Below are 283 nucleotides of genomic sequence, written 5' to 3'. Positions count from 1 at the left end.
GTTCGTTTCAAACCCTTGTGACCGTTGGCGTGTTGCCCCGTGTCAGTGGATGCGCATTATAGGGAGCCGCCGATTTTGCGCAAGGGCTTTTTTGATAAAAACAGGCCACCGAACACCGTTAGCTTATTAACCCAGCAAAATCACAACTTAACCACAGGGTTACCCACAGAAAGGCATGATTCAGGGTCATAAGAACTGGAAATAATCAGGTTACGGCATGCAAATGGTACGGTATGGGCTGAATTAGCATTAGGGTGAAAAAACGTAGAGTGGGCTTGATAGC

Source organism: Oceanisphaera litoralis (assembly GCF_016907015.1).
Lineage (GTDB): Bacteria > Pseudomonadota > Gammaproteobacteria > Enterobacterales > Aeromonadaceae > Oceanimonas > Oceanimonas litoralis.
The sequence above is the reverse complement of the archived record's forward strand: the minus strand, read 5'-3'. Positions refer to the sequence as shown.